The sequence below is a fragment of the Vreelandella subterranea genome (genome assembly GCF_900111305.1).
GTDB classification, from domain to species: Bacteria; Pseudomonadota; Gammaproteobacteria; order Pseudomonadales; family Halomonadaceae; genus Vreelandella; species Vreelandella subterranea.
This window is the reverse complement of record NZ_FOGS01000012.1, coordinates 18,923-34,852: the sequence shown is the minus strand read 5'-3', so window position 1 is coordinate 34,852 and position 15,930 is coordinate 18,923. Positions and strand designations below refer to the sequence as shown.

The window sequence follows — 15,930 nt, the reverse complement described above, 5'->3', positions numbered from 1 at the left end:
GTGCAAAGGATCTGACTTTCATGGGTGACATCGCCAGAGAAATCTTGCCCGTCAATATTGAAGACGAGCTCAAACAGTCGTATCTCGACTATGCGATGAGTGTCATTATCGGCCGCGCGTTACCTGACGTGCGCGACGGTCTGAAACCTGTTCATCGGCGTGTGCTTTTTGCCATGCATGAGCTGAACAATGACTGGAATAAACCGTACAAGAAGTCGGCGCGTGTCGTCGGCGATGTGATCGGTAAATATCACCCGCACGGTGACAGTGCGGTATACGACACCATCGTTCGCATGGCGCAGCATTTTTCCATGCGCCATGTGCTGGTCGACGGTCAAGGCAACTTCGGTTCGATCGATGGCGACAATGCGGCCGCCATGCGTTACACAGAGGTGCGCATGGCGCGCCTGGCCCATGAGCTGCTTGCCGACCTGGAAAAGGATACCGTCGACTGGGTCGATAACTATGACGGTACCGAGCGAATCCCCGACGTTCTGCCTACCAAGGTGCCCAACCTGTTGATCAATGGGTCGTCAGGGATTGCCGTGGGGATGGCGACCAATATTCCGCCTCACAACATGCGCGAGGTGATCGACGGCTGTCTGGCGTTAATCGATGACTACACGCTCAGCGTCGATGACCTGATGCAGTATATCCCCGGGCCGGACTTCCCCACCGGTGGCATCATCAACGGCCGTGCGGGCATCCTGGATGCCTACCGTACCGGGCGCGGGCGTGTTTATGTACGCGCCTGCCACACCATCGAGCATGACGATAAAACCGGCCGTGATCACATTATCATTACCGAGTTGCCTTATCAGGTTAACAAGGCGCGTTTGATCGAGAAGATCGCTGAGCTGGTCAAAGAGAAAAAGATCGAAGGCATCGCCGAGCTGCGCGATGAGTCCGACAAGGACGGCCTGCGGGTGGTGATCGAAATCAAGCGCGGTGAGTCCGGCGATGTCGTGGTGAATAACCTCTTCGCCCAGACGCAGCTGCAGAACGTCTTCGGTATCAACATGGTGGCGCTTGAAAACGGCCAGCCACGCACGTTGAACCTCAAGCAGATGCTCGAAGCGTTTATCCGCCACCGCCGCGAAGTGGTGACTCGGCGAACGCTGTTTGAACTCAAAAAGGCCCGTGAGCGCGGTCACATCCTTGAAGGCCTGGCGGTGGCGATTTCCAATATTGATGAGGTGATTGAGCTCATCAAGGCATCGCCCAACGCGTCCGAGGCGAAGGATAAGCTGCTGGCCAACGTCTGGCAGCCAGGTCAGGTGACCAGCATGCTGGAGCGCGCAGGGGCCACCTCGTGCAAGCCTGAAGACCTTGAAGAAGGTTTTGGTCTTAATCCCAGCGCGACCGAGTACCGGTTATCCCCGGCCCAGGCTCAGGCCATCCTGGAACTGCGTCTGCACCGACTGACCGGCCTTGAAACCGAGAAGCTGCTGGATGAATACCTTTCCATCCTGGAAAGAATTGCCGAGCTGACCGAGATTCTTGCCTCGCCGGATCGTCTCATGGAAGTGATCCGTGAAGAGCTGCATGCCGTGCGCGACCAGTTTGGCGACGACCGACGTACCGAAATTCAGGCCAGTCATCTCGATCTGTCGATCGAAGACCTGATTGCCGAAGAAGACATGGTGGTGACGGTCTCGCGTTCAGGCTACGCCAAGACGCAGCCGCTTTCCGATTACCAGGCCCAGCGTCGCGGCGGTCGCGGCAAGTCTGCCACGGCCATGAAAGACGAAGACGTGATCGAGCACCTGCTGGTGGCGTCGACCCACGATACGGTGCTGCTGTTCTCCAACCGTGGCAAGGTGTACTGGCTTAAAGTCTACGAAATGCCTAATGCGAGCCGTGGCTCACGTGGCAAGCCGCTGGTCAACATGCTGCCTCTCGAGGAAGGTGAGGCGGTCAACGCCATCCTGCCAGTGCGCGACTATGACCCTGAACACTACATCTTCTTTGCCACCGCCCAGGGGACGGTCAAACGTACCAGCCTTGAACAGTTCTCGCGTCCGCGTAGCGTCGGCCTGATTGCGATTGACCTGGAAGAGGGTGATCGCTTGGTGGGCGCAGCGATCACGTCGGGTTCCGACCATGCCATGCTGCTGTCTTCCAACGGCAAAGCGATCCGCTTCGAGGAAAGTAATGTGCGGGCGATGGGTCGAACGGCCCGAGGCGTTCGCGGTATGCGCCTGACAGACAATGCGGAAGTGATCAGCCTGATCATTCCCAAGACGCAGCAGATAGATGACGGTGAAGACGATACCTCAGACAGTGTTGTCGACGGTCAATCCGACGCGGGCCATATCTATATTCTCACCGCGAGCGAGAACGGCTATGGAAAACGTACCCGTCTCGAAGCCTTCCCGCTTCGCGGTCGTGGCGGCCAGGGTGTGATTGCCATGCAGACCAGCGAGCGTAACGGCTCGCTGGTGGCGGCCATGCAGGTCTATGACAGTGACGAAATGATGCTGATCACCGACCGCGGCACGCTGGTCCGCACACGCGTGGAAGAAGTCTCGACCACGTCGCGTAATACCCAGGGGGTCATGCTGATTCGTCTCGGTAAAGAAGAAAAGCTGGTTAAAACCGTGCGTGTCGAAGAGCCCGAAGAAGGCGATTTTGAGACGCTGGAAGAGGCGCAGACAGACGACGCCAACCATAATGACGCACAGGATGCCGGAGCCGATGACACGTCGTTATAATTTTTGTGCGGGGCCAGCAGCCCTGCCCGAAGCCGTGCTGGCGAGAGCCCGCGACGAACTGCTCGATTACCAGGGTCGCGGCTTGTCGGTGATGGAAATGAGCCATCGCAGCGATGAGTTTGTGGCAATCGCCGAAGAGGCGGAAGCCGATTTTCGTGAGCTGCTGGGGGTTCCCAGCAACTACAAGGTGCTGTTTTTGCAGGGGGGCGCCAGCCTTCAGTTTGCCATGCTGCCGATGAACCTCTTGGGCCAGGGGGGGCGAGGCAACTTCATTCAAACCGGTATCTGGGGCAAGAAGGCGCTCAACGAGGCCAAGCGGCTGGGCTTTGACTGCCATGTGGCAGCAAGTAGTGAGCCGAATGGCCATACGGCGGTGCCTGCGGCAGACGCATTGACGATCAGTGACGACGCGGCTTATCTGCACTATACCGCCAATGAAACGATTGGCGGACTGGAGTTTGATTACACGCCACAGGTGCAGCGTAACGATGGCGCCAGCGTACCGCTGGTCTGTGATATGTCATCCAACATCCTTTCCGGGCCGCGGGATGTCAGTCAGTTCGGGGTGATTTATGCAGGCGCGCAGAAAAACATTGGCCCGGCGGGATTGACCCTGGTTGTTGTGCGCGATGACCTGCTGGGTAACGCTCAGCCCACCATTCCCTCGCTGTTTGACTATCAGTTGCTTGCCGAGGCGGGGTCGATGGTCAACACGCCGCCGACCTATGCCTGGTATCTGGCGGGGCTTGTCTTTAAGTGGTTGAAAGCGGATGTCGGTGGCCTGGAGGCGATGGATGCGATTAACCAGCGCAAGGCCCAAAAGCTGTATGCCGCCATCGACGCCAGCGACTTGTACAGCAACCCGATTGCGCGTCATAACCGCTCGCGCATGAACGTACCCTTTGTGCTGGAAGACGCCAGGCTTGATGGCGCCTTCTTGAAAGAGGCCGATGAGGCGGGACTCCTGAACCTGAAAGGGCACCGCAGCGTGGGGGGCATGCGCGCCAGCCTGTACAACGCCGTGCCAGAGGAAGCGGTGGACGCTTTGATTGCCTTCATGGCAGATTTCGAACAACGAAGGGGCTGATCACCATGGCCGACACGTCGATCAATCTGGACGCATTGCGCCAGCGTATTGACCAACTGGATGATGATATTCTGCGCTTGATCAGCGAGCGGGCTGACTGCGCTCAGCAGGTTGCGCATATCAAGCTTGCCGAGGATGAAGAGGCGGTGTTCTACCGACCCGAGCGCGAAGCCCAGGTGTTACGCCGTATCATGGCGTTGAACAAAGGCCCCCTGGACGCCGAGGAAATGGCGCGTCTGTTTCGCGAGATCATGTCCGCCTGCCTGGCGCTGGAAAAGCCCATCAAGGTGTCCTACCTGGGCCCGGAAGGGACCTTTACCCAGCAGGCGGCATTGAAGCACTTCGGCGAAAGCGCCATCAGCCTGCCCATGGCCGCCATTGATGAGGTGTTCCGCGAGGTTGAGGCCGGTGCCGTCAACTATGGCGTCGTGCCGGTCGAAAACTCCACCGAAGGGGTGGTCAACCATACGCTCGACACCTTCATGGATTCCTCGATTCGCATTTGCGGTGAAGTGGTCCTGCGTATCCACCATCATCTGCTGGTCAGCGAAACGACCCGGCGGGATAAAGTCTCGCGTATTTACTCCCACCCTCAGTCCTTTGCCCAGTGTCGCAAATGGCTTGACGCCCACTTTCCTCATGCGGAAAGAGTCCCGGTTGCTTCCAATGCCGAAGCCGCCAAGCTGGTGAAAACCGAATGGCACAGTGCAGCGATTGCCGGTGACATGGCGGCCAAACTCTACAACCTTGAGCACGTGGCAGAAAAGATTGAAGACCGTCCGGACAACTCCACACGGTTTTTAATCATCGGCAATCAAGATGTCCCCATGTCGGGAGAAGACAAGACGTCGATTGTGGTGGCCATGCGCAACCAGCCGGGTGCCCTCCACGATCTGCTCGAGCCGTTTCACCGTCATCAGATCGATATGACACGCCTGGAGACGCGCCCTTCGCGTACCGGGGTGTGGAATTATGTCTTCTTCATCGACTTTAAAGGCCACCGTGATGAGCCGCGCGTCACCGCCGTGCTGGAGGAAGTCCAGCTACGGGCAGCGGAATTGCGCGTGCTGGGGTCCTACCCTCAGGGCGTATTGTGACGTCAGTGGGGGAGAAGATGCCCGCCGGGGCTGGTATCGATGAGTCGCGGTTGTTGATTGTCGGACTCGGCCTGATTGGCGGATCACTGGCCTCGGCACTGCGCGTTGCCGGGTTTGAGGGTCAGATAGTCGGCTGCGATCCCAACCCCGATGAAATTGCCCGGGGCATCGAGATGGGCTTGATTGACAGCGGCGGCACTGAGCTTGGCGATCAGGTGACTGATGCGTCGCTTATCGTGCTCGCCGTGCCTGTGCTGGCGATGGAAACGGTCATGAGAACGCTGGTTGGCGCATTGCCCAAGGCCGCTCCCGATGTGGTGATCACCGATGTGGGCAGCACCAAGGCGGCGATTCGCGCCTGTGCCGAGCGTGTTTTTGGTGGCGTGCCCGTCAATATGGTGCTGGGGCACCCGATTGCCGGTTCAGAAAAAAGTGGTGTGTCGGCAGCCAACCCCGATCTCTATCGTCATCACAAGGTGATCTTGACCCCGGAGCCTGACGTTGATGCGGCCGCCCTGACGCGGGTTTCGGCACTATGGACGGCTTGTGGTGCCGATGTGTTGGAAATGAGCGTTGAGCACCACGACCATGTGCTGGCGCGTACCAGCCACTTGCCGCATCTGTTGGCATTTTCATTGGTCGACACCCTGGCGCGTCAGGATGATCGGCTGGATATTTTTCGTTACGCCGCTGGCGGGTTCCGTGACTTTACCCGCATTGCGGGCAGTGACCCGGTGATGTGGCGCGATATCTTCATCGCCAATCGCCAGGCGGTGCTGTCGTCGCTGGATGATTTTGAAGCGGGCCTTGCCCGATTGCGCAAGGCCGTTGAGCAAGGCGATAGCGATGCCCTGATTGCGACATTTGATCGGGCCAGTCATGCACGCCACTATTTTGATACATTATTGAACAAAACCACTTATCAGGCGGAATATCATATGCAACCAGAAGGTAAGGTGACTTACCGGGTGCGGCCAGGCGGTCAGGCGCAGGGCCGACTGCGCGTGCCCGGTGACAAATCCATGTCGCATCGCTCGATCATGCTGGGGGCACTGGCTGACGGTGTTACCGAGGTCAAGGGTTTTCTGGAAGGCGAGGACAGTCTTGCCACGCTACAGGCGTTTCGCGAAATGGGCGTGGCTATCGAGGGACCGCATCAGGGACGCGTGACCATCCATGGTGTGGGCATGCATGGACTGAAAGCGCCTTCTGGCCCGCTTTATGTGGGTAACTCTGGCACCGCGATGCGTCTGTTTGCTGGCTTGCTGGCCGGGCAGGCATTCGACAGCGAATTGACCGGCGACGAGTCGCTGAACAAACGTCCCATGGCCCGCGTTGCCGACCCGCTGCGCCTGATGGGAGCGACCATCGATACCGCGGAAGGTGGGCGGCCTCCGTTGAATATCAAGGGCGGCGCCGCTTTAAAAGGCATTGATTACGACATGCCCATGGCCAGTGCCCAGGTGAAATCCTGCTTGCTGCTGGCAGGCCTTTATGCCGAGGGTGAAACCCGCGTGCGTGAGCCAGCGCCTACCCGCGACCACACTGAGCGCATGCTCAACGGCTTTGGCTATCCGGTGTCCCGTGATGGTGATACCTGCTGGCTGCAGGGTGGTGGAAAGCTGACAGCAGGGCCGATCGATGTGCCGTCGGATATTTCATCAGCGACGTTTTTCCTGGTAGCCGCGGCCATTACTCCAGGTTCGGACATAACGCTCGAACACGTGGGCATCAACCCGACCCGCATCGGTGTGATTAATATTCTTAACCTGATGGGCGCCAATCTGGCCCTGGAAAATCAGCGTGAAGTGGGTGGCGAACCCGTTGCGGATATTCGTATTCGCTATGCACCGCTCAGCGGTATCGAGATTCCCGTCGACCAGGTGCCATTGGCGATAGACGAATTTCCAGCCTTATTCATTGCCGCCGCCAACGCCAAAGGGACGACGCGTTTACGCGGCGCCGAAGAGTTGCGCGTCAAGGAGTCTGATCGCATTCAGGCGATGGCTGATGGCCTGGCCGTTCTGGGCGTCGAGAACAGGGTTGTGGCTGACGGTATCGACATCGTTGGTAATGGTGACGACCAAGTGGCCAGTTATGGCGGCGGGCGGATCGATAGCCTGGGTGACCACCGAATTGCGATGGCCTTTGCCATTGCCGGGCTGCGGGCAAGCGACGATATCGTGATCGATGATTGCGCCAATGTGGCGACCTCGTTCCCGGGGTTCGTGGACCTGGTGACACGCGTGGGGATGACGCTATCGGTGGAGGGAGTGCATGGCTGAACATCCCCCCGTATTGACCATTGATGGCCCTGGCGGCGCAGGTAAAGGCACGATCAGTGGGCTCATCGCTGATCGCCTGAACTGGCATCTGCTGGATAGTGGGGCCTTGTATCGGTTGACGGCGCAGGCCGCCGTCAAGCATCAGGTGGCGCTTGATGACGAGGCGGCCTTGGCACAATTGGCCCAGGCATTGGACGTTGCCTTTCCCGTCGAAAATGGTCAGCCACGAACGTTGTTGGAAGGCGAAGACGTCAGCCGGGCGATCCGCACTGAACAGGCTGGCGAGCGCGCGTCTCAGGTGGCGGCGCTTCCGGCTGTTCGGCAGGCGTTGCTAGAGCGCCAGCGCGATTTTTGCCAGGCGCCTGGCCTGGTGGCTGATGGTCGAGACATGGGCACGGTCGTTTTTCCTGACGCTTCCCTGAAGATATTTCTGACCGCATCAGCAGCGGAGAGAGCCCGCCGTCGCCATCAGCAGTTGCAGGAAGCGGGCGTGGATGCTAGTCTTTCGAGTCTTCTAAAGGAGATTCAGGCGCGCGATGCACGCGATATGCATCGCAACGTGGCGCCACTCAGGCCGGCAGATGATGCCATTACGCTTGATACCACGTGCCTGAGCATACCGGAAGTGGTTGATCAGTTGACCGAGCTGCTGGCCCAACAGGGGCTGGTTTCCGGCAATTGACTCTCCCTTGCGGCGTTTTTGGACAGGTGTCACGACATGGCAGGGCGTAAAACTCACATTGGGAGCCCGGTCAGGTCTAACCAGCGCTAACACCTCCAAAAGCAGAGTGACATTAGGCCCGTGCTCGCTGGTGGTACGGAGAAGGCATTTATGCCTCAACAACGTTGATCACGTAGGAACACCATGAGCGAAAGCTTTGCTGAACTGTTTGAACAGTCTCTTAACGACATCAACATGGAGCCAGGCGCTATCGTCGCGGCCCAGGTTGTCGATATTGACGGTGACTGGGTTACCGTCAACGCCGGTCTGAAATCTGAAGGTCAGATCCCCGCGGCGCAATTCCGCGACGAGAACGGCGAACTGAACATTGCGATCGGTGACGACGTTCACGTTGCACTGGAAGCCGTAGAAGATGGCTTCGGTGAAACGCGTCTGTCCCGTGAAAAAGCCAAGCGCGCAGAAGCTTGGAAGATTCTGGAAGCCGCCTTCGAGAAAGATGAAGTCGTCAAAGGCGTGATCAACGGTAAGGTCAAAGGCGGCTTCACCGTCGATGTCGATTCTATCCGTGCCTTCCTGCCGGGCTCTCTGGTTGACGTCCGCCCGGTTCGCGACACAGCGCACCTGGAGCACAAAGAGCTGGACTTCAAGGTCATCAAGCTCGACCCGAAACGCAACAACGTCGTGGTATCACGTCGCGCGGTTCTGGAAGCCGAAAACAGTGCGGAACGTGAAGCACTGCTGGCAACACTGCAGGAAGGCCAGCAAATCAAGGGTATCGTCAAGAACCTGACTGATTACGGTGCCTTCGTTGATCTGGGTGGCGTTGATGGCCTGCTGCATATCACCGATATGGCGTGGAAGCGCATCAAGCACCCGTCTGAAATCGTGGCCGTCGGCGACGAAGTCAACGTTAAAGTGCTGAAGTTTGACCGTGAACGCAATCGCGTTTCTCTGGGTCTCAAGCAGCTTGGCGAAGATCCGTGGGTCCGTATTAAAGAGCGCTATCCGGAAGGCACCAAGGTTCATGCCGTGGTTACCAACCTGACGGATTACGGCTGCTTTGCTGAACTGGAAGAAGGCGTCGAAGGCCTGGTTCACGTTTCTGAAATGGACTGGACCAACAAGAACATCCATCCGTCCAAAGTGGTTCAAGTGGGCGATGATGTTGATGTCATGGTATTGGATATCGACGAAGAGCGTCGTCGTATTTCCCTGGGTATCAAGCAGTGTACTGCTAATCCGTGGGAAACCTTCAATGCCGAGTACAACAAGGGCGATCGCGTCTCGGGTACTATCAAGTCAATCACTGACTTTGGTATCTTCATCGGCCTGGAAGGCGGTATCGACGGCTTGGTTCACCTGTCCGACATCTCCTGGACAGATACTGGCGAAGAAGCGGTTCGTAACTTCAAGAAAGGCGACGAGGCTGAAGCGGTTATTCTGTCTATCGACCCTGAGCGTGAGCGGATTTCCCTGGGTATCAAGCAAATGGATTCCGATCCTGTTGCTGAATACCTGTCGGTCAATGACAAGGGCAGCATCGTTACTGGTCGTGTCGTTGAAGTGGACGCCAAAGAAGCTCACGTCGAGCTGGCTACCGATGTAGTGGCTGTCCTCAAGGCGTCTGAAATCGCGGCTGATCGCGTTGAAGATGCACGTAACGTTCTCAGTGAGGGTGACAGTGTCGAAGCGCGCATCGTGAGCGTTGATCGCAAGAGCCGTCAGATTAACCTGTCGGTGAAAGCGAAAGAGCAAGATGACACGCGTCAGAACCTCAAGAAGTTGCGTGAACAAGAGCCGGAAGCAGCAGGTGGTGCAACCACTATCGGTGACTTGATTAAGCAGCAAATGGGCCAAGACTAAAATCGCCATTAGTACTGGTTTCATAAAACGCCGCCTTTAGGGCGGCGTTTTTTTGTCAGTGACTTCCTGCCTGTATAACTTGGTGATTAAGCCACTAAAAAGTTATTCATTGCTAAGCCAATCTTTAAAATATCTTTCGTAATTGACTAAAAATCAACTAGACTGTTGTCAGTTGGCTTTTTTACAGCAATAATGAATGCGCATTCTGAACTAATGGATACTGACAATGTCCGTTCGGTATCTTATCTGGTTTGACCTGATGTTAAAGGATTCCCCATGTCACTACTTAACGAATACATCCAAAAAGAACAGCAGCTGAAGCAGCTTCAAGAAGATCTTCAGCGACTAGAGGGTGATCAGCGCCTAAAGAGCGAACTAGAGTTTAAATCAAAGCTTGAGGCGCTCATGAATGAATTTGGCAAGCGCCCAACTGATGTAGTGGCGTTGCTAGACCCTGCTGCCGATCAGCGTGGTTCAAAACCCGCCAGTAGCAATGCAGGCCGCCGCAAGCGCCGCTTAAAGATTTATAAAAACCCTCATACAGGTGAGGTTATCGAAACGCGTGGAGGCAACCACAAGGGGCTGCGTAGCTGGAAAGACGAACACGGCGATGAGACCGTTGAGTCCTGGCTTGTGCGTATGGAAGACTAAGTATCGCCAAGTCGGCATGCCCAGTGGTAATGCCGACTTTATTATTTCCCCGGTCAGGCATTTCCTCATTGATTCAGCGGTACCCTCAATTCCAAATAATCGGGTTTCCACAGTACCATGGGCGCCTCGCCGCTGATGTAATAGCCTTTTTGTTTATGCAAGAGTTCCAGCAGCATGCTGGTCAGCGCGCGTGAAAGTTGTGAAAATTCCTCGAAGCAGGTGCTCGCATAGTGGCGTGCTGCAATATTAATACGGCGGTAGGGCGCGGGCAGCGGAATGCTCTTCATGTTGTGAAGCGTTTCAAGGTAGAGCCCGATATCGGTACGTACCGGGTGCGCAGCTTGATCGCTTAGAGCATCGACTTTTTCGCTGAGTAAATCAGGCAGTGAAATTGCGGGTGTTGAGTCTGCCAGCCTTGCTTGCAGGCTTTCCAGCTGGTGACCATGGTAATTGCTATCTCCAAGCCCTTGAAGGTGCTCTGGCGCTTTATAGAGTCGCATGAGAACGGCCTGCCGTGCAGGCGTCTGCTTGATTTGAGTCGTGTAACCGTAAGGCGGTATTTGCTGATGCATCACATGGCCCATGGCCTGACGGTAGTGTCGTGGGGATAGCTGGAAATGTCTCAGAAACGCTCGTGAAAAAGACGAGTGGTTTTGATAACCGCAATGTAGCGCGATCTGCGCTATATTACGGGGAGTGAAGACGAGTAAAACCGCCGCACGCTCTAGCCGACGTTTTTCTCGATAAGCACTCGGCGATGTGTGAAAGTAATGACGGAATTGGCGTCGTACTTGAGACGCTGAATACCCTAGATGTTGAGCAAGATCGTCAATACTCAATGGCTTTTCAAGTGTGTCTTGCAGCCAGATCTCAGCTCGTGTCATAGCATTGAACATTATCTGGCCTCCCATGCATGAGTGTCACCGCCAGATGGTGTTGCCGGCGGTAATGTGCACCCTCCCGGTGCCTTGGTGTCTCGAAGTTGCCCCAACGTCAGTACAACGCGGCGGCGGCTTTTGCTGCCTCAATGTTGACACTAGCGCCCAGTGATGACATTGCAGCGTTGTATTGCAGTGGTCGCAAAATATGCAGCGATACGTAAGTATTATTTACTATATGCACCGGTACATAGTGATGCTCTCTTTATGCTAGTAACAGCTCTCGAAGGCAAGTTGGCTTTGGCTTTTTACGCGTTTGGGCACAGTTTTTGGGGAAAATAGCCTTATAGACAGGCGTATCCCTCAATCAAAAGGGTGTGAATGACATATCAATGAAATATCAAAAAGTTCAGAAACCGATGGATGAGCGCGACAAGCTTCGTAAATTTCGCGAACTGGATGATGCGTTTGCGCAAGCGCTTCGTCAGCTAGAGGACCCTGGCAAGGCGATGGAGATTCCCACCGGGCCGCCAGTGCGTTCCCTGGAGGCGCTTGAAGAGGAAGACGCCGAAAAGCAGGCTCAATTACGAGAGGAGGCGTTTAAGCAGCAATTCGAAGCATTGCTGACGGAATACCACATTGCCTCGCACGAGCTGCGCGAGCTGATCGAGACGCTGCTGGCGTCCGGGCGTTGGACAGAGGAGCAGGCGCCTGCCTGATTGATTAAACCTGGTTGTTAACCCGCTGTTTAAATAAGCTTAGCGGTAGCGATACACGCGCAGGCTGGGTAGGAAAACATCGGACTCCAGCTTTTCATCGCGCCGAGTCGCGCGTGTACGTTGTGGCTGGGGGTGAGTTGGCGGTGCCTTGATATCGGGCATTCCCAAGCGCTCATTGGGAACGAAAAGGGGCATGGAGACGTTCAGCGCCCGTCGCGTGTGGCCATCCGCTAACGGGTGGTTAAAAAAGAGATTGGCACGCATTAGCGGTGCCTGGGCTTGAGCCTGGGCAAGCGGTTCTTCGCTGGGCAAGCCTGCAAGACGACGCAATTGCACTTTTATATGAGGCGCATCAGTATCCAGCCGAAGTAGCTTTTGTTCGGCGTCTCTGACGGTGATACGTTTAATCGAACGTCCGCTTTGATACCAGGCAAAGCGCACTTTTGCGACTTCGGCATCGGCGATAGGCAAATGACGCCAGCATTGTTTTAAATGTAACCGCGCCAACCCTTCTTTACGTAAGACATGATTAACATCCGGGTGGCGAGTGGTTAGCTTCGCCTTAGCGTCACTCAGTGCTTTGGGGGTAGTGCTTTTAATCTTCTGCAAGCCCGCATGGAATGCGTCTTTGGCTATATTTACATGGCGAGCAGCGTCGATAAGCTCATCGTTGGCGACAACGATACCCAGATAATTGCGCGTTTCCCGACCATCCTGCCCCGTCTGATGCCAGACATCGAAAAGTGCCGCTCTGAACCCTTCCGGTGAGGAATCGGCTGTGGGCGACAGCATCCAGGTAGGCGGACACTGCGCTGCGTATTGCGTGGCGAGTACGTTCAGCGCGGCCATCAGATCATCAAAGCACCGTTCAAGGTGCTGCATAAGATGGTAGGCAGGGTAGTCAGGTGCGGTCATTCAGGAAAGTGGTGCATCGCGGTCAGCCCGCGCCAGCAGGGCGTCGATATCGGCTTCGTCCATGGCATTTTCACCGGCTATTCGGTGGGATTCTTCCGCCCAGGCTCCCAGATCGAGCTGCTGGCAGCGTTTACTGCAAAACGGACGGAAAGGACTCTCGCTACTCCATGCAACGGTTCGTGAGCATTGAGGGCAGGCGACTTCAAATGGGCTGTCATTAGCAGGTTGAGACATAAAATATCCGCAAATGTAAAACGTGATCAGTGAAGGAGGAAGCCTCAAAGGCCGTCAACGGGTCACGACGATAGTCGCTCTCGATAGTGTTGATCAAGTTGGGCGACCTGGTGCTGCATATGCGCAATATCGCGACTGTTGTCGATGATGTCATCGGCACGGGCACAGCGTTCCTCGCGCGACATCTGTGCGTCCAGAATAGCACGCACATTTGCTTCACTGACACCATCGCGCTCAAGTGTTCGGGATAGCTGCATGTCGATGGGAATATCGATCACCAGGGTACGATCCACTAATACCGCTTGGCCCGATTCGAACAGTAAAGGCGATACCAGCAGCGCATACGGAGAGGGCCCCGACTGAATATTCTCTAGCCGGGCGATAATTCGCTCGCGAATCAGAGGGTGGGTAAGTTGCTCAAGCCATTGGCGTTGTTCGGGAGCTTCAAAAATGATCTTGCGCAAAGCGGCACGGTCGAGTGCCCCGTCCTGATCAATCACCTCGGGTCCAAAATGCTCACCGATAGCGTCAAGCGCGGGCTCGCCGGGTGCGACAACCTCACGGGCCACATCATCGGCGTCGACCCATCCGATACCGCGTTCGCCAAAGGCGCGGGCGACGGTTGACTTGCCTGAGCCGATGCCGCCTGTAAGGCCAATAATCATGGTGCATCTACCTGTGATATGTCATTTGGACCGTCAGGCTTAACTGACGATATTAAGGTATACCGCTAATATATCGTTGCCAGCTAGCAGCATCATCCAACCGGCGAGGGCTAAAAAAGGTCCGAACGGCATGGGGGTGCCGCGCGCCTGGGGTGATGACGCTTGATAGGCCAGGCCGAGTATGGCGCCCAAACCCGCCGAAAACAGCACGACCAGTGGAAGTGATAGCCAACCCAGCCAGGCCCCCAATGCAGCGAGCAGCTTGAAGTCACCAAAGCCCATGCCTTCCTTGCCGGTAGTCAGCTTGAACAACCAGTAAAAACTCCAGAGGCTCATATAGCCGACCACGGCACCGATAACGGCATCGGCCAGAAAAGCGGGTTGAAACAGCCATTGATAGATCAGACCGGCCCACAGCAGCGGCAGTGTCAAAATATCGGGCAGTAGCTGTACACGCCAGTCAATGACGGCCAGGGCGAGTAGCGTCAAGCAGGCGCCATAAAGCCATAGCGCCTGCCAACTGATGCCATAAAGCAGGGCGATGCTGATGGCCAGGATGCCACCCGCAAGCTCGATGAGCGGATATTGCAAGCTGATACGGGCATTGCAGTGCGCGCAGCGCCCACGTCGTTTGAGCCAGCCGATCAACGGCAGATTATCGTGCCAGGCGATAGAGTATTCGCAGCGGGGGCACATTGAGCGTGGCTGGGCCAGATTGAAGCGCGGCGATGGCTCTTCAGTCAGCGCGAGCTGGGCGCGAGCTTCCTGACGCCACTGCCGCATCAGTATGACGGGCAGACGGGTAATCACCACATTGAGAAAGCTGCCCAGGCATAGCCCCAATAAAAAAATCAGTGGCCAGAAAATGGTCGAAAAATGCTGCATGACATGCCTTTGCACGACGCCTTACAGGGCCGAGCCTAAGTTGAAAATGGGTAAGTACATCGACACCACGACACCGCCGACCAGCAGACCCAATACCACGATAATGAGCGGTTCCATCAGCGAGGTTAAGGCATCCACCTTGTTGTCGACTTCTTCTTCGTAGTAGTCCGCGACGCGGTTTAACATGGCATCCAGCGAGCCTGCTTCTTCACCGATGCTGACCATCTGCACCGCCAGGGGCGGGAACTGATTGGTCATGCGCATGGCAAAGTGTAACTGTTGACCGGTGGCCACGTCATGGCGTGTCCGGGTGACGGCGCGTTCGTAGACTCTATTGCCGGTTGCCCCGGATGCCGTATCCAGTCCCTCGACCAGCGGCACGCCCGACGCAAAGGTGGTCGCAAGGGTTCGGGCAAACCGCGCCACTGCCGATTTATGCAGGATGTCCCCGATGATGGGCAGGCGTAATAGAATGCTGTGTGCGCGGTAAGCAACGCGGGGAGAACGGTTAATCGCCTGCTTGAGCAGCAATACCCCCGCGATGGTGCCCCCCAGTGCGTGGGGCCAATAACGCTGGGCAAGGCCTGACAGGTTGACTGTCATCTGCGTCAAGGCAGGCAGTTCCGCGCCAAAACTGTCAAACATGCTGTCGAATTCGGGCACCACTTTGATAAGTAGCAGAAGGGTGACCCCGACACCGATCAGGAGCACTGCGGAGGGATACCACATGGCCTTCTTGACGCGACTCTTAAGCGACTCGACTTTTTCCTTGTAAGTGGCGATGCGTTCAAGCATCTGGTCAAGTGCGCCGGATTGCTCGCCTGCTTCAACAAGGTTCACAAACAGACGGTCAAAGTGCTTGGGGTGACGGCGTAGTGCATCGGAGAAGCTGGCCCCAGCGGACACATCGCTCATCATTTGCTGCACCAGCGCTACCATCGCCGGCTTTTTGAGGCTCTCGGCGACCACCTGAAACGCCTGGAGTAGCGGAATACCGGCCCGAATCATGGTCGCCATCTGGCGGGCAAACACCATGATGTCGTGTGGGCTGATTCGCCCGCGACCACTGAGGCCGCCTTTCTTGCGTAACCGCTTGACGTTGATCTGCTGATTGGCGAGCTCGCTGGCAACGTCTGCCTTGCTGCGGCCAATTATTTCACCGCTGAGCGTGCGATTCTGAGGCCCAGTGCCTTCCCACTTCCAGCGGTAAAGCTGAATGCTTGGCTGACGACGAGCCCGAGGCGACTTGGCCATG

At 56.3% G+C, this 15,930-nt stretch carries 14 protein-coding genes; 8 read left to right on the top strand and 6 right to left on the bottom strand.

What is annotated here, in order from left to right:
• Positions 1 to 20 precede the first annotated feature (20 nt).
• From gyrA to BMX75_RS15445, 7 genes are all read left to right on the top strand, one after another.
• Complete coding sequence (gene gyrA / locus BMX75_RS15475) at positions 21 to 2,714, top strand: DNA gyrase subunit A (protein ID WP_092829443.1); 2,694 nt, start codon at positions 21 to 23, stop codon at positions 2,712 to 2,714.
• On the top strand, positions 2,698 to 3,801 hold the full coding sequence (serC, locus tag BMX75_RS15470; protein ID WP_092829441.1) for a 3-phosphoserine/phosphohydroxythreonine transaminase: 1,104 nt from the start codon (positions 2,698 to 2,700) through the stop codon (positions 3,799 to 3,801). Before gyrA ends, serC begins: the two co-directional genes overlap by 17 nt.
• Before the next feature lie 5 nt (positions 3,802 to 3,806).
• Entirely contained in the window at positions 3,807 to 4,898 is a 1,092-nt protein-coding gene (gene pheA / locus BMX75_RS15465; RefSeq protein WP_066320446.1) for a prephenate dehydratase, read from the top strand.
• A 17-nt stretch (positions 4,899 to 4,915) separates the two neighbouring features.
• On the top strand, positions 4,916 to 7,183 hold the full coding sequence (locus BMX75_RS15460; protein ID WP_092829439.1) for a bifunctional prephenate dehydrogenase/3-phosphoshikimate 1-carboxyvinyltransferase: 2,268 nt from the start codon (positions 4,916 to 4,918) through the stop codon (positions 7,181 to 7,183).
• On the top strand, positions 7,176 to 7,865 hold the full coding sequence (gene cmk, locus BMX75_RS15455; RefSeq protein ID WP_092829437.1) for a (d)CMP kinase: 690 nt from the start codon (positions 7,176 to 7,178) through the stop codon (positions 7,863 to 7,865). Before BMX75_RS15460 ends, cmk begins: the two co-directional genes overlap by 8 nt.
• 183 nt (positions 7,866 to 8,048) lie before the next feature.
• Positions 8,049 to 9,728, top strand: coding sequence for a 30S ribosomal protein S1 (rpsA, locus tag BMX75_RS15450; RefSeq protein ID WP_066320448.1), 1,680 nt, complete (start codon positions 8,049 to 8,051; stop codon positions 9,726 to 9,728).
• 276 nt (positions 9,729 to 10,004) lie between these two features.
• Positions 10,005 to 10,379 (top strand): histone-like nucleoid-structuring protein, MvaT/MvaU family, encoded by a 375-nt coding sequence (locus BMX75_RS15445; protein ID WP_092829435.1) that lies wholly within the window; start codon positions 10,005 to 10,007, stop codon positions 10,377 to 10,379.
• A 65-nt stretch (positions 10,380 to 10,444) separates the two neighbouring features.
• On the opposite strand, the gene BMX75_RS15440 is transcribed toward BMX75_RS15445, so the two are convergent.
• Entirely contained in the window at positions 10,445 to 11,275 is an 831-nt protein-coding gene (locus tag BMX75_RS15440; protein WP_092829432.1) for a helix-turn-helix transcriptional regulator, read from the bottom strand.
• A 374-nt stretch (positions 11,276 to 11,649) separates the two neighbouring features.
• On the opposite strand from BMX75_RS15440, the gene BMX75_RS15435 reads away from it, so the two are divergent.
• The gene (locus tag BMX75_RS15435) at positions 11,650 to 11,976 is read left to right on the top strand and encodes a hypothetical protein (RefSeq protein WP_092829431.1); all 327 of its coding nucleotides are present in this window, start codon (positions 11,650 to 11,652) and stop codon (positions 11,974 to 11,976) included.
• 39 nt (positions 11,977 to 12,015) lie between these two features.
• Here the strand turns inward: BMX75_RS15435 and BMX75_RS15430 are convergent, their stop codons facing one another.
• From BMX75_RS15430 to BMX75_RS15410, 5 genes are all read right to left on the bottom strand, one after another.
• A complete protein-coding gene (locus BMX75_RS15430) occupies positions 12,016 to 12,891 on the bottom strand; it encodes a ubiquitin family protein (protein ID WP_092829430.1) in 876 nt (291 codons plus the stop codon).
• Entirely contained in the window at positions 12,892 to 13,125 is a 234-nt protein-coding gene (gene yacG / locus BMX75_RS15425) for a DNA gyrase inhibitor YacG (protein ID WP_092829429.1), read from the bottom strand. It abuts the gene before it with no gap.
• A gap of 62 nt (positions 13,126 to 13,187) precedes the next feature.
• On the bottom strand, positions 13,188 to 13,790 hold the full coding sequence (coaE, locus tag BMX75_RS15420) for a dephospho-CoA kinase (RefSeq protein ID WP_092829428.1): 603 nt from the start codon (positions 13,788 to 13,790) through the stop codon (positions 13,188 to 13,190).
• 39 nt (positions 13,791 to 13,829) lie between these two features.
• The gene (locus BMX75_RS15415; protein WP_092829427.1) at positions 13,830 to 14,675 is read right to left on the bottom strand and encodes a prepilin peptidase; all 846 of its coding nucleotides are present in this window, start codon (positions 14,673 to 14,675) and stop codon (positions 13,830 to 13,832) included.
• 21 nt (positions 14,676 to 14,696) lie between these two features.
• Positions 14,697 to 15,929, bottom strand: coding sequence for a type II secretion system F family protein (locus tag BMX75_RS15410; protein ID WP_092829426.1), 1,233 nt, complete (start codon positions 15,927 to 15,929; stop codon positions 14,697 to 14,699).
• Position 15,930: the final 1 nt, after the last annotated feature.

Excerpts from the sequence above, each read along its gene's own strand:
- BMX75_RS15410 (WP_092829426.1), bottom strand. The coding sequence starts at position 15,929 with ATGGCCAAGTCGCCTCGGGCTCGTCGTCAGCCAAGCATTCAGCTTTAC.
- rpsA (WP_066320448.1), top strand. The coding sequence starts at position 8,049 with ATGAGCGAAAGCTTTGCTGAACTGTTTGAACAGTCTCTTAACGACATC.
- cmk (WP_092829437.1), top strand. The coding sequence starts at position 7,176 with ATGGCTGAACATCCCCCCGTATTGACCATTGATGGCCCTGGCGGCGCA.
- coaE (WP_092829428.1), bottom strand. The coding sequence starts at position 13,790 with ATGATTATTGGCCTTACAGGCGGCATCGGCTCAGGCAAGTCAACCGTC.
- BMX75_RS15430 (WP_092829430.1), bottom strand. The coding sequence starts at position 12,891 with ATGACCGCACCTGACTACCCTGCCTACCATCTTATGCAGCACCTTGAA.
- BMX75_RS15460 (WP_092829439.1), top strand. The coding sequence starts at position 4,916 with ATGCCCGCCGGGGCTGGTATCGATGAGTCGCGGTTGTTGATTGTCGGA.
- BMX75_RS15435 (WP_092829431.1), top strand. The coding sequence starts at position 11,650 with ATGAAATATCAAAAAGTTCAGAAACCGATGGATGAGCGCGACAAGCTT.
- BMX75_RS15415 (WP_092829427.1), bottom strand. The coding sequence starts at position 14,675 with ATGCAGCATTTTTCGACCATTTTCTGGCCACTGATTTTTTTATTGGGG.
- pheA (WP_066320446.1), top strand. The coding sequence starts at position 3,807 with ATGGCCGACACGTCGATCAATCTGGACGCATTGCGCCAGCGTATTGAC.
- BMX75_RS15445 (WP_092829435.1), top strand. The coding sequence starts at position 10,005 with ATGTCACTACTTAACGAATACATCCAAAAAGAACAGCAGCTGAAGCAG.
- gyrA (WP_092829443.1), top strand. The coding sequence starts at position 21 with ATGGGTGACATCGCCAGAGAAATCTTGCCCGTCAATATTGAAGACGAG.
- serC (WP_092829441.1), top strand. The coding sequence starts at position 2,698 with ATGACACGTCGTTATAATTTTTGTGCGGGGCCAGCAGCCCTGCCCGAA.
- yacG (WP_092829429.1), bottom strand. The coding sequence starts at position 13,125 with ATGTCTCAACCTGCTAATGACAGCCCATTTGAAGTCGCCTGCCCTCAA.
- BMX75_RS15440 (WP_092829432.1), bottom strand. The coding sequence starts at position 11,275 with ATGTTCAATGCTATGACACGAGCTGAGATCTGGCTGCAAGACACACTT.